The organism is Sporofaciens sp. St.21A7 (assembly GCF_059728535.1).
In genome coordinates this window covers 1,757,523-1,770,358 of record NZ_BAAGFN010000001.1, presented here as the reverse complement: position 1 = coordinate 1,770,358, position 12,836 = coordinate 1,757,523, and the positions used below count along the sequence as shown (strand labels likewise).

Sequence of the window (12,836 nt, the reverse complement as noted above, 5' to 3'; positions counted from 1 at the left end):
TCTCCTTTTTAAAATTTCCGGTTCCACGCCGAAGCGGTAAACAGCATCAGGAATGGGAAAATCTCCAGACGCCCCGCAAGCATGTCGCAGCAGAATACCAGCTTCGACAGCGGAGAAAAATCCGCAAAACTTCCGCTTGGGCCAACCGCGCCGATTCCCGGCCCGATATTGTTCAGCGTAGTTAAGACCGAACTGAAGGTGGTGCCAAAGTCCATATTATCAATGGACACCAGAAGAACCGACCCTACGATAATCCCCATATAAGCCATCAAATAGACATACAGCGTCCGCAGTACATCCGTATCCATCTTCTTCCCATTCATGCGGATAATACTGACCGACTTAGGATGCGCCATCTGCACAATCTCACGCTTGATACATTTCAGCATCATCATGAATCGCGCCACCTTCATGCCTCCGCCCGTGGAGGACGCACATGCGCCGACCATCATCAAGAACAGAAGCACACACTGGGAAAACATAGGCCACAGGGTATGGTCAGCCGTCGCATACCCGGTGGTGGTAATAATCGAAGCCACCTGAAAAATTGCATACCGGAACGCATGGAACGGATTCCCGTACATATGGCTGATGTTCAGCGTTATCAGGCAGGCGGCAGACAAAATGATCCCCAGATAGGTTTTCAGCTCCTCATTCTTCCAGACCGGTTTCCAATCCTTTAACAGCAGGAAATAATACAGGTTAAAATTCACGCCGAACAAAATCATAAATACCGTAATCACAGAATCAATATACACACTGTCAAAATGCCCGACGCTTGCCGAGTAATTGGCAAACCCTCCGGTTCCTGCCGTGCCGAAGGAAAAAATCAGGCTGTCGAACAGGTTCATGCCCCCCAGCAGCAACAGAATAACTTCGACTGCCGTAAGTGCAAAATACATCCCGTACAGAATCCGTGCCGTGGACATGGTCTTAGGCACCAGTTTATCCTTCTCCGGTCCCGGTACCTCCGCCCGGATCAGATACATGGTGTTCTTCTTATCCAGCTTCGTGAGCACCAGCACGAACACCAGCACGCCCATGCCGCCAATCCAATGGGTAAAGCTTCTCCAAAACAGCATTCCCTGGGGCAGCGATTCAATGTCCGTCAGAATCGTAGAGCCTGTGGTCGTAAACCCGGAAACCGTTTCAAAAAACGCATCCAGATAATCCGGGATACTTCCGGAAAGCGTAAACGGCAGCGCCCCAATCAGAGACCAAAGAATCCATGCGCTCGAGACGATGACCATGCCCTCCTTCCCGTAAATATTCCTGTTTTCAGGCTTTTTTACCCCCGCCAGCAGATAGAACGCCCCCGCAATCACTGACGGAACCAGAAAATACACACCGCTAAATTCCCGGTAAATCAGGGACACCAACGCCGGCAGCAGCAGAAGCGCCGCCTCCACCCCCAGCATCTTCCCCAGTATATACCGTATCATCTTTGTATTCATAATCTAATTCCAGTCTCCCCTACGCAAGTATGTCAGTAAATTTATTGATAATATGCTCTTTCGTAACTACAATGACACTGTCGCCCGCCTCCAGATGGTCGTCGCCCCCCGGAATGATAATCTTCCGTTTCCTGCCGATACAAGCAATCAAATGGTTCTGTTTCGTAGGAAGGTCTTTCAGCGGAATATTCGTAAAATCACAGGCTTTCTTGATGATAAATTCCATCGCTTCCACCTTCCCGCCAAGCAGCCGGTAAATGGTCTCAACGTCTGCATTACTGTAGGAATTCTTTCTCGCCCGCACATAGTTGACGATTTCATCCGCAGCCGCACCCTTTACGGAAACGATACTGTCAATGCCAAGCCCTTCCACCATCTGCGCCCGGGAATCCTCGTTGACTTTGGCGACAATCTTATCGACTCCCTGTGCCTTCGCAAACAGCGACATGATAATATTCTCCTCATCCATGCCCGTCAGCGCCACCACGGCGTCCGTATCCTGGATTCCTTCCTCAATCAGCAGGTCATGGTCAGCCGCATCTCCCTGTATAATTGTAGCTTTCGGGAGAGCCTCGCACAGATACTCACATTTCTCCGGATTCCGCTCAATAATCTTCACCTGCATCCCCGCCTCAAGAAGCTGGCGCGTAAGGTAGAAGCACAGATTTCCTCCGCCGCAGATCAGAACCCGCCGGATCTTGGTGCTCTTGCGCCCCAGAGACTTAAAAAACGACCGGAGATTCTGGTGTCCCGCCGCAATATGCAGACGGTCATCCTCCTGCACCACGAAATCTCCATCCGGGATATGGACGGAAGTCCCCCGCTTAACGGCACAGACCAGAATATTGATGCCGAACTTCCGCCCAATCTGCGCCAGAGAAAGTCCTGCCAACGGGCTTCCTTGTTTCAGGACATGCTCCACCAGCTCTACCCTTCCCTTCATGAACGTCTCCACCTTGCTGGCCTCAGGGAACAGCAGAATCCTTGCAATCTCATTTGCCGCCGACAATTCCGGGTTAACCGCCATACTCAGATGCAGGTCTTCCTTAAAGAAATCAATCTGCCTGTAGTAAATGGGGTTGCGCACCCTTGCAATGGTATGCTTTGCTCCCAAATGCTTCGCCAGCAGACAGCAAAGCATGTTCATCTCATCCATGGATGCACAGGCAATCACCAAATCGGCATGAGGCACGTCTGCCTGCTTCTGCACCTCCATATCTGCGCCGTTTCCCGGAATACAGAAGATGTCGAGCTGGTTCACAGCTTCTTTTAGTTTTCCCGCATTCTGATCAATTAAAACAATATCATAGTCCTCTTCTGATAACTGGGCGGTCAGTTTATGCCCGACCTTGCCGTCACCGATAATTACTATCTTCATTTTTTTGATCCTCATTCATATCTCTCTTGTATATTTGCCATGTATGGTATACCGAACACAAAATATTTATTCCTAACTCCATCATGGCAAAAGAGATTATAGCACTTTTACTATAAGAAAAAAAGCCCTTACGGGCTTTTCTTCTACATCTTAATTATTTTCTCCTATTCTTCAGCGGCTCTCTTGGCAATCTCTGCTTCCTGGACATCAGAAGGAGCCTGCTCATAGCGCGCGAACTCATAAGAATAGGTTCCTCTTCCGCCTGTCATGGAGCGCAGTACCGTACAATATCCAAACACACCTGTCATCGGGATATCTGCCACAATCTCCTGTAATCCCCCTGCAATCGGGTTCATACCAAGAACACGTCCGCGGCGTTTGTTCAAATCACCCATGACATCTCCTGTATAGTCATCCGGAACCACGACTTTAATCGAAGCGATTGGCTCTAAGAGTACCGGACCAGCCTCCATGAATCCCTTCTTGAATGCCTGAATGGTCGCAGTCTTGAACGCCATCTCAGAAGAGTCTACCGGATGGTAAGACCCATCGTACAATGTCGCCTTCACACCCACTACCGGATATCCGGCAAGAGGTCCCTTAATCACAGATTCCTGAAGTCCCTTCTCTACTGCCGGGAAGTAATTCTTAGGAACCGCACCGCCCACTACCGTCTCCTCGAAGATGTACGGCGTATCCAAATCGCCGGAAGACGCAAACTTCATCTTAACATGACCATACTGCCCGTGTCCGCCGGACTGCTTTTTATACTTCGTGTCAACATCAGAATTCTTCTTAATCGTCTCTCGGAACGCAACCTTAGGCGTCTCCAATGTCACTTCACACTTATATCTCTCGAGAAGCTTGCTCACTGCAATCTCTAAGTGCTGGTCGCCCATACCATAAATCAAAGTCTGACGGTTCTCGCTGTCATTGACCGCCTTCAGAGTGATATCCTCTGCCATCATCTTCTGAAGCGCCTGAGATACCTTGTCCTCGTCGCCTTTGTTCTTGGTCACATACTTCATATATGTATAAGGCTTGGAATACTCGGTCTTTCCGAACAGCACCGGTGTCGTCTTTGCGGAAAGAGTATCGCCTGTCTTGGTATTGGTCAGCTTCGCAATCGCACCGATATCGCCTGCAAATAATTCCTTGACTTCTACTGGCTTATTCCCCACCATGGTATAAATCTTACCCAGCTTCTCGTCTGTCTCGGATTCCCCATTGTAGAGCGTATCCTCGCCCTTCAATACTCCGGAACATACCTTGACAAAGGAATACTTTCCGATGAATGGGTCTACCATCGTCTTGAATACATAAGCGGATTTTGCCTTCGCAAAGTCATAGTTCGCCTCATATATCTCATTAGTCTTACGGTTGATACCTGCACATTCTCTCCAATCCGGACTCGGGAAGAATCTTACGATATCAGACAGCAGGTTGGCAACGCCCTGTGCCTGTACATTAGAACCCATCGCAACCGGTACAATCCGTCCTTCCATAACCTCGGTACGCATCGCCGCACGGATCTCCTCAACGGAGAACTCCTCGCCCGCGAAATAACGCTCCATATATTCATCGCTGATCTCTGCAACTGCCTCTAACAGCTTCTCACGGTATGTCTCAAGGTTCGGTTTACAGTAATCCGGAATCTCGCACTCTTCTCTCTGTCCGATGCCTGTATAGCGTCTGCCCGCATTCTTGATGACGTTGACATAGCCTACCAGCTTCTCGTTCTCTCTGATTGGCTGGAAATGAGGCGCAATCACCTTGCCGTATCTCTCGTTCAGATCCTCGACCACCTGACGGAAACTTGCGTCGTCTACATCCATCTCCGTCACATAAATCATACGCGGCAGCTTGTACTTGTCGCACAGCTCCCATGCTTTCTCTGTCCCGACTTCCACGCCTGCCTTACCGGAAACTACGATGACTGCCGCATCCGCTGCGCTGACCGCTTCCTCAACCTCACCTACGAAATCGAAGTAGCCCGGGGTATCCAGGACATTGATCTTCGCCTTCTCCCACTCAATCGGGATCAGAGTCGTACTGATTGAAAATTCTCTCTTCTGTTCCTCTTTATCGAAATCACTGATCGTATTGTGGTCTGTGATCTTCCCCATACGGTTCGTTGCTCCTGATACATAAGCCATCGCTTCAGCAAGGCTTGTCTTGCCGCTCCCTCCATGTCCTAAGAGAACTACGTTCCTGATCTCGTCAGTTCTGTAAACCTTCATATTTTCGGTGCCTCCTTATACTTGGTAAAATCTCATGTTTACATTGTACTAAAAAATCGGCGGCATTACAACTCTTTTATACATGTTTTACAATGTTTTAGGATTTTGCAACATTCCAGATAACCTCTATCCCAAAATCTGCACCCCTCCAAGCAGCACGTAAGAGATAAACCACATAATCACAGTCGCCATAAATATTCCCAATATAACCGCCGGAAACGCCTTCTTAAACTTCACGCCAAGGAGCGCCGCAATCAGCGACCCCGTCCACGCCCCGGTTCCCGGAAGAGGAATCCCCACGAACAGGACAAGCCCCCAGAACTCATACTTCTCAATCTTGTCACTCTTACTCATCGCCTTAGACTCAAGCTTATCCACCATAGGCTTAAACAGCTTCGTCCCCTTCATCCACTTAAAAATCGGCGTAATCAACAGCAAAATAAAGGGAACGGGAATAATATTCCCAATGATACACAGCGGAATCGCCTTCGCCACAGGCACCCCCAAAAGCGGACCTGCAACAAGAAGCGCCCCCCTAAGCTCCAGAATCGGGATCATCGAAATAATAAACACAATCGCTTCCTTCCCGACACTCCCGCCCAAAGCGTCGATAATACTCTGCACTAATGTTTCTGTCATAGACACTCTCCTTTATATCTGCAACTATCCCCATAGGGAAACATCTCAAAATTCCCCCGGCATCTGCCTTCCCACATACCTTTCAAGGAATCCAAACAGAACCTCCATCTCCTCTCTGGTCCCAATGGTAATCCTAAGATACTGCTCAATCCTCTCACTTCCCCAGTACCGGACATAGATGCCGTTGTCCTTCAACGCCTCAAACAATTCCTTTGCGTCATACTCCGGGTGAGTGGCAAAAATAAAATTAGCCCGTGAATCAAGGCAGCAAAATCCCAGCTCCTCAAACCGGCCTTTCGCCCACTCCCTCGTCTTAATAATCTTATGGAGCCCTTCCTCAAAATATTCCCTGTCCTTCACAGCCTCCACGCCGCACACAAGCGCAGCCTGATTCATGGTATATGAATTAAAGGAATACTTCGCATCATTCAGATACTTAATAAGCCTTGGGCTGCTAACGGCATACCCAATCCGCATCCCCGCCATAGACCTTGCCTTAGAAAATGTCTGCACCACAATCAGGTTCTCATACCGGTCAATCAACTCCATTGCAGAACGCCCTGCAAAATCCACATAAGCCTCATCCACAATCACAATCACATCTGGATTCGCCCGGATGATGTCCTCCACCACATCCAGTTCCTCATAGAGCGCCGTTGGCGCATTCGGATTCGGGAAAATAACCCCGCCATTCTCCTTATAATAATCCTCTTTCACAATCCGGAAATCCCCGTCAAGCTTCTGGCACTCATAGGGAATCCGGTAAAGCTCTGCCCAGACCTTGTAGAAAGAATATGTAATGTCCGGGAAGAAAATCGGTTTGTCTGAATTAAAAAAAGTCAGGAAACACATAGACAACACATCATCAGACCCAACTCCTACAAACACCTGATCCGGATTCACATGGTAAAAATCCGCCAACGCCTCTGTAAGGGCTGTACATGCAGGGTCCGGATAAAGCCGAAACCTGTCTGAATCCATCTCTTCCAGAGCCTTTGCAACCCTCGGGGAAGGCGGATAGGGATTCTCATTGGTATTCAGTTTAATCACTTTATTCTGGGGCTGTTCCCCCGGCACGTAAGGCTCCACCTTACGGATATTTTTCTCATATTCTCTCATATTCTCTATCCTTCAATCTTTGTCACAATCCGTCCTCTTTCAAGACTTATGAAACGGCATCCCGCCCTGTCAGAGGCATGTATTATAATCATTACACATTTAGAAATACTCGCCCGCCAATTCCCGGAACTTAGGCAGGGAATTCACAATCGTCTCATAAGCCACGCAGTAAGCAAGCCGCACATACCCCGGACAGGCAAACGAACTTCCCGGCACCAGCAAGAGGTTATATTTCTTCGCAGCAGCGCAGAACTCCTTCTCATCTGCAACCGGAGACTTCACAAAAAGATAGAAAGCCCCCTGCGGCTTGATGCAGTCAAACCCACACTCCCGCAGTCCCCGGTATAATGTCTCCCGGTTCCTGTCATAATAGGAAATGTCCGTCTTCTCATTGATACATTTTGCAACCACCTTCTGCTGCAATGTAGGTGCATTGACAAACCCAAGAATCCGGGTCGCAACATTCGCCGCCGCCAGGACGTCCTCACTGTCCTTCACCTCGTCCGGGATTACCAGATAACCGATACGCTCCCCAGGAAGGGACAGGGACTTACTGTAAGAATATCCCACAATCGTATTGGCATAATACTTGGTAAGATACGGAACCTCCGCTCCGTCATAGACCAGCTCACGGTATGGCTCATCAGAAATCAGGTAAATATCCGTCCCAAATTCCCGCTGTTTTGCCTCCATAACCGAAGCCATCTTCTGGATCGTCTCCTCCGAATAAACTACGCCCGTAGGATTATTCGGCGTATTCACAATGACCGCCTTAGTCCTAGGCGTAATCTTCTGCTCGAATTCATCCAGTTTCGGCTGGAAATCCACAGTATTCGGGGAAATCTCCACCAGAACCCCGTCATAATTATTCGTGTATGAACGGTACTCGCCGAAATACGGGGCAAAGGCAATCACCTCGTCGCCGGGATTCAGAAGCGTCTTCAAAATTACATTCAATCCGCCTGCCGCCCCCACTGACATCACGATATTCTTCCCCGCAAACTTCGTCCCAAAACGTTCATTTAAGGACTGCGCCACCGTCTCCCTCACATCCGCATAACCGGAATTGCTGTTCGTATACCCATGAAGAACCACCGGATCATTCTCGTTCAGCAATTCAACGATTGCATTTTTTACCGACTCAGGAGCCGCAACATTAGGATTGCCAAGGCTAAAATCAAACACATTCTCCGCCCCGTAAATCTGGGCAAGCCGGTTGCCTTCCTCAAACATCGCACGGATTGCCGAACTATTTGCTACCATGTTCTTCATTTTCTCTGCTATCATGCTCTTCTCTCCTTCTTATGCACCCGATTCGTATCTATTATCACGCTTCTATCTCTGTCACATCCCCTTTTTCCACCATAAATACCGGACGGTATGACAGTTTTGCCTTTCGTAAGCCTTCTGCCCCCGTATCTTCCTCACGGTTGACATAAAGATACTCTCTGCACTCATGCTCCACGAACTGCTGGTTAATCATCGGGTACGCGCCTTCCACATCCGCAAAAGCCTTCTCGATATGAACCACAAACGTATCGGAACAGATCGGTTCCCCGATGGTAAACGCTACCACTTCCCCGTCAATCCTAAGAATCCCGCCTGTCAGTTCCAGTTCTTCAAACAAGCGCAGCGCGTTCATTGTCACACAAATCTCACCGCGCTTTTCGGGGTCATCCTCACAGCCATTCTGCTCCCGCCATTTCAGCGCCATCTGGAAACACTCTTCCGCATTCTGAGGCGTGATTGCCTCATACGACCAGCGCCCATCATACAGCGCCTTAAACTTATTGATATGGTTCCGCTTACTATGCAGCTTCTTTCCTGACAACGTGGCAAGTTTCTCCGACTCATAGACATAATCCGCACTGTCCCTGTCATACGCAATCTGGAATCTTCCCGGATACCATTCCTCAAGCTGCGCAAAATGCTCCGACGTCAGGTTATACATCTGAAACGGCAAGCCGCGCCCCTTACAGTACTCCATCAGCCATTCAATCGCCCTTCGCACATCCGCCGCCTCCCCAGCCGGATACGCAAAAGCCAGATGTTCCTCATCTTCGCTCTTAAAAACCAGCGCATTCTCCACAACCGCCCATTTCACCGGATACTGGCGCGACCATAGATATACATTTGCAAATGTCCGCTCACAGCTCCGGCTCGTATGATGCCTGAAATAGTGAGAAATAATTTCCTTATCTTCCAACTCAGCTCTTTTAAATTGTATCTCGTCCATATCCTGACCTTCTCTTTTTCCTATATTCTTTAGTATCTTGCCACACAGGAAGCATTTCTATTCACTTCCTGACGGCTCACAGACCGCATACAAATCCGCTTCCTGCACCATCTCTGCCTCTGCAATCTTTTCCTCCCTCGCAAGCACCGCAGACACGCACATCATGCAAAACAGAATCACAATCAGCATAGAAGCCCGCATTCTTTTACCCAACTCCATCATTCTTATCTCCCCTTACTTAAATTGATTTATACTACGAATTATATGGCTATCCCCTACACATTTTCAAAATTTCTATGGTACAACGCTTCATAGATTCCTTTCTTCAAAAGCAGTTCTTCATGGGTTCCCTCTTCCGCAATCCCGTCCTCGGTCAGCACAAGAATCTTCTGTGCATTCTGAATCGTAGTCAGCCTGTGGGCAATCACGAAGGTCGTCCGCTCCTTCGCCAGCCCTTCCAGAGACTTCTGCACCACCTGCTCACTTTCATTGTCAAGCGCCGACGTCGCCTCGTCAAAAATAAGAATCGGCGGATTCTTGAGGAACACCCGCGCAATCGACAACCGCTGCTTCTGCCCGCCGGACAGCTTCACTCCCCGCTGGCCGATATCCGTATGATACCCCTGAGGGAAACTCATAATAAAATCATGGGCGTTGGCATTCTTCGCCGCCCGCACAACCTCCTCGTCCGTGGCGTCCATCCTTCCATAACGGATATTGTCGAGAATCGTCCCCGCAAACAGATATACATCCTGCTGCACGATTCCTACATTGTTGCGCAAGTCATCCAGTTTTATATCACGGATGTCAATCCCGTCAACCGTGATAGAACCTGACGACACGTCATAAAACCGCGGGATCAGACTGCAAAGCGTCGTCTTACCCACCCCGGAAGGTCCCACCAGAGCCATATAATCCCCGGCGTCCACCTTCAAATTAATATGGTTTAACACCCTGTCATTCTGGTCGTCATACCGGAAAGACACATCCCGGAACTCAATCTCACCGCGCATCTGCCCTACCGACACGGCGTCCGGCTTATCCTCAATATCCGGCGCAATGGACAGAATCTCAAGAAACCGTTCAAATCCCGTATAACCATTCTGGAACTGCTCCGTAAACGCAACCAGCTTCTTGACCGGGTCGGTAAAATTCGCAATATACAGGAGAAAGGTAATCAAATCCGTCAAGGCCACCGTGCCAGACAGCATCATGACGACCCCCACAACCAGAACCACAACCGTAATCAGCGTACTCATCGCCCCAAGCCCGGAATGGTAAATTCCCATGTACTTGTAGCTGATCTTCTTCGCAGCCACAAAATTATCATTCCCACGCTTGAACTTCTTCATCTCTTCTTTTTCATTGGCAAAAGACTTCACCACCCGGATTCCCGACAGGCTATCCTCAATCTGGCTGTTAATCTCCGCAATCTTCTCCCGGTTGCGCTTAAACGCCTTGCGCATCTTCCCGTTAAAGATAAATGCGAACACAGCCATAACCGGAATAAATGCAAACGCCACGAAAGCAAGCCTTACATTCACAGCCAGAAGGATGGCAAAAGAGCCAATAATCTTAATCACCGAGATGACCAAATCCTCAGGTCCATGGTGGAGAAGCTCACTGATGTCGAACAAGTCGCTGGTAATCCGGGACAAGAGATGACCTACCTTCTGGTTATCATAGAACGCAAAAGTCAGCTTTTGATAATGCCCAAAAATATCCCTGCGCATATCCGCCTCCATCTTCGCACCCATGATATGCCCAAAATACGCAATATAAAAATTGCAGAAAATCTCTAACAACACAAGGGCTACCATCAGTATGCCAAGAAAGAGGATGGACCTCCTCGCTTCATCCGCCTCAAAATATACCACATCATTCGTGATATACCTTACTACCAGCGGAATAATCAGCGTCACAGCGGCCCCCAGAATTGCAAAAAACATGTCACTGTAAAACAATGACTTATATGGACCGTAATAGGCAAATAATTTTTTTAGTTTCTCCTTCATGATTCTTTAGATTCCTCTCTATTTTCCAAACGTATGGCAACGTTTCTTTCGTAGCGCCAGTTTCCTTATTGTATCAATAATCTTCCAAGAATACAAGCAGGAAATTGAAAATCTCAAACCACAGCCTCAATCACCTTCTTATCCCCAACAACTCTGTCGTATACACCGGGCTTCTTCTTTTTATTAAAGCAGAAGCTCAGCATATACCCTGTCTTCAGCTGATAATCCTCCAGATAACCCACAATCTGCTTCTCTCCCCTTTCATGATACTCCTTCCCCCTCCAAATCTTTATTTCGATAATGTATCGTTCTCCCCGGTAATCTACGATTACGTCCGTACGCCCCATGCTTCTCGTACGGGATTCGATATAATAGTTCCCGGCTCCATTTATAATCGGACGTAAATAGAGCAGGAACAGCTTTCTAGCGGATTCTTCAATAAATTTTTCCTCGCAATCTCCATACAACTCGTCAAAATGCCCTACAAACTTCTCCAGAACCAGACGCATATTCAAATAACCGCCAACCATAAATTGGTTTTTATCATAAATAGACGCTCTATAGATATCGCTTTCCCTCATTTCTTCTACAGATAAAAATCGATTATAGAGACGTATCTCAAAAATTCGGTTGGCTAACGCTACATTCCCGCCCATATTCTTAACAAATCCAAACATAGACGCAACCATAACCGCCTGATTGTCCGTATTAAACGGAATATCTTTTCCCACAAACAGAACTGTATACAGCATTCTCTCCAGTTCCGGATAACTGTCAACCTTCCCCATCAGCGATTCAAAAAGCGGATTCTGTTCTATTAACAATTTGCGGATGGCCGCCAAAACTCCGTCTTTTGTCCACGCCCCACTCTTTCCTGAAAATTCCTTATCCGCCGCAATTACTTCATCCAACAGTTTACAGATTCTTGAAACAAGAAAGGGATACCCAGATGTATAATCATAAATCATCTGCGCTATTTCCCCGACTGCCATTCCTGTATGGTGGTCATGCTCATACATTTCCAGCATATACATGATCCCTTTCACAGGCAGACTCATATCCACTTCAAAATCAGCGGCAATATTCCACGGGCTATCCGAGACACCTTCCTTCTTTGGACGGATCTTCTCCTTCAAATTCTTAATATCGTACACCCCCGCTAAGATGACAGACTGAAATGCCGGTCTTGTATCCCGTTTTAAATACATGTCCCGCAATACCCCAAGAAATGTGGCAAACACCTGATAATTGCCAGCCTGGTCTACCTCGTCAATCATCAGCACAACCGGCTTGTCTGCCCTCCGGCAAATCCGTAACAGTAAATTTGTCAGAATACGGAAATTCATCTCCTTAGAGTCCTCTACACTTCTTAGGTATATTTCTTCCTGAACATCCTCCGGTATACCTGAAACTTCACCAAAATCAAGAGTGTCATAAAGCAGTCCTGACAATCGTACGCAGAAAGACCCGGTATCTGAAAAAACCTCTTCCTCTATTCCCTCAAAACTTATCAAAAAAACCGTATATTCCTCCTCAAGCCTCCTCTTCAACCCATTTAACGTCGTCGTCTTGCCATACTGCCTGGCCCGGTTGACAGTAAAATAATCGCCTGCATCGACATACGCCTTCATCTCTTCCAGACGTTCCGAGATATCAGCCATATAATGCCTCTCCGGCAAACATAAACCTGTAACATTGAATCTTTTTTTCATACTGCCGCCTCCCTAGCCATATCTTCCGAAACCATTATAATCC

General features: G+C 47.9%; 10 protein-coding genes. All 10 read right to left on the bottom strand.

The features are described from left to right. Positions 1–8: 8 nt before the first annotated feature. The 10 genes from AC6I3O_RS08710 to AC6I3O_RS08665 all read right to left on the bottom strand — a co-directional run bounded on the left by AC6I3O_RS08710 (position 9) and on the right by AC6I3O_RS08665 (position 12,793). Positions 9–1,454, bottom strand: coding sequence for a TrkH family potassium uptake protein (locus tag AC6I3O_RS08710; protein WP_497850553.1), 1,446 nt, complete (start codon positions 1,452–1,454; stop codon positions 9–11). Between the two features lie 19 nt (positions 1,455–1,473). Beyond that, on the bottom strand, positions 1,474–2,832 hold the full coding sequence (gene trkA / locus AC6I3O_RS08705) for a Trk system potassium transporter TrkA (protein WP_497850552.1): 1,359 nt from the start codon (positions 2,830–2,832) through the stop codon (positions 1,474–1,476). A gap of 164 nt (positions 2,833–2,996) precedes the next feature. Then, the gene (locus tag AC6I3O_RS08700; RefSeq protein ID WP_497850551.1) at positions 2,997–5,072 is read right to left on the bottom strand and encodes an elongation factor G; all 2,076 of its coding nucleotides are present in this window, start codon (positions 5,070–5,072) and stop codon (positions 2,997–2,999) included. A 126-nt stretch (positions 5,073–5,198) separates the two neighbouring features. Further along, positions 5,199–5,711 (bottom strand): COG2426 family protein, encoded by a 513-nt coding sequence (locus AC6I3O_RS08695; RefSeq protein WP_497850550.1) that lies wholly within the window; start codon positions 5,709–5,711, stop codon positions 5,199–5,201. A gap of 45 nt (positions 5,712–5,756) precedes the next feature. Then, complete coding sequence (gene hisC, locus AC6I3O_RS08690; RefSeq protein ID WP_497850549.1) at positions 5,757–6,830, bottom strand: histidinol-phosphate transaminase; 1,074 nt, start codon at positions 6,828–6,830, stop codon at positions 5,757–5,759. Between the two features lie 99 nt (positions 6,831–6,929). Beyond that, positions 6,930–8,117 (bottom strand): pyridoxal phosphate-dependent aminotransferase, encoded by a 1,188-nt coding sequence (locus AC6I3O_RS08685; protein ID WP_497850548.1) that lies wholly within the window; start codon positions 8,115–8,117, stop codon positions 6,930–6,932. Positions 8,118–8,157: 40 nt separating this feature from the next. After that, positions 8,158–9,066 (bottom strand): DUF2156 domain-containing protein, encoded by a 909-nt coding sequence (locus AC6I3O_RS08680; RefSeq protein ID WP_497850547.1) that lies wholly within the window; start codon positions 9,064–9,066, stop codon positions 8,158–8,160. 57 nt (positions 9,067–9,123) lie between these two features. Further along, positions 9,124–9,288 (bottom strand): hypothetical protein, encoded by a 165-nt coding sequence (locus AC6I3O_RS08675; protein ID WP_497850546.1) that lies wholly within the window; start codon positions 9,286–9,288, stop codon positions 9,124–9,126. Positions 9,289–9,341: 53 nt separating this feature from the next. Next, positions 9,342–11,081: an ABC transporter ATP-binding protein gene (locus AC6I3O_RS08670; protein WP_497850545.1), complete on the bottom strand. Its 1,740-nt coding sequence runs from the start codon at positions 11,079–11,081 to the stop codon at positions 9,342–9,344. Between the two features lie 113 nt (positions 11,082–11,194). Next, positions 11,195–12,793 carry an AAA-like domain-containing protein gene (locus tag AC6I3O_RS08665; RefSeq protein ID WP_497850544.1) on the bottom strand — a complete coding sequence of 533 codons (1,599 nt, stop codon included), beginning with the start codon at positions 12,791–12,793 and terminating at the stop codon, positions 11,195–11,197. Positions 12,794–12,836: the final 43 nt, after the last annotated feature.

Coding starts and splice junctions, on each gene's coding strand:
- AC6I3O_RS08665 (WP_497850544.1), bottom strand. CDS start 12,793: ATGAAAAAAAGATTCAATGTTACAGGTTTATGTTTGCCGGAGAGGCAT.
- hisC (WP_497850549.1), bottom strand. CDS start 6,830: ATGAGAGAATATGAGAAAAATATCCGTAAGGTGGAGCCTTACGTGCCG.
- AC6I3O_RS08670 (WP_497850545.1), bottom strand. CDS start 11,081: ATGAAGGAGAAACTAAAAAAATTATTTGCCTATTACGGTCCATATAAG.
- AC6I3O_RS08685 (WP_497850548.1), bottom strand. CDS start 8,117: ATGATAGCAGAGAAAATGAAGAACATGGTAGCAAATAGTTCGGCAATC.
- trkA (WP_497850552.1), bottom strand. CDS start 2,832: ATGAAGATAGTAATTATCGGTGACGGCAAGGTCGGGCATAAACTGACC.
- AC6I3O_RS08680 (WP_497850547.1), bottom strand. CDS start 9,066: ATGGACGAGATACAATTTAAAAGAGCTGAGTTGGAAGATAAGGAAATT.
- AC6I3O_RS08710 (WP_497850553.1), bottom strand. CDS start 1,454: ATGAATACAAAGATGATACGGTATATACTGGGGAAGATGCTGGGGGTG.
- AC6I3O_RS08675 (WP_497850546.1), bottom strand. CDS start 9,288: ATGATGGAGTTGGGTAAAAGAATGCGGGCTTCTATGCTGATTGTGATT.
- AC6I3O_RS08700 (WP_497850551.1), bottom strand. CDS start 5,072: ATGAAGGTTTACAGAACTGACGAGATCAGGAACGTAGTTCTCTTAGGA.
- AC6I3O_RS08695 (WP_497850550.1), bottom strand. CDS start 5,711: ATGACAGAAACATTAGTGCAGAGTATTATCGACGCTTTGGGCGGGAGT.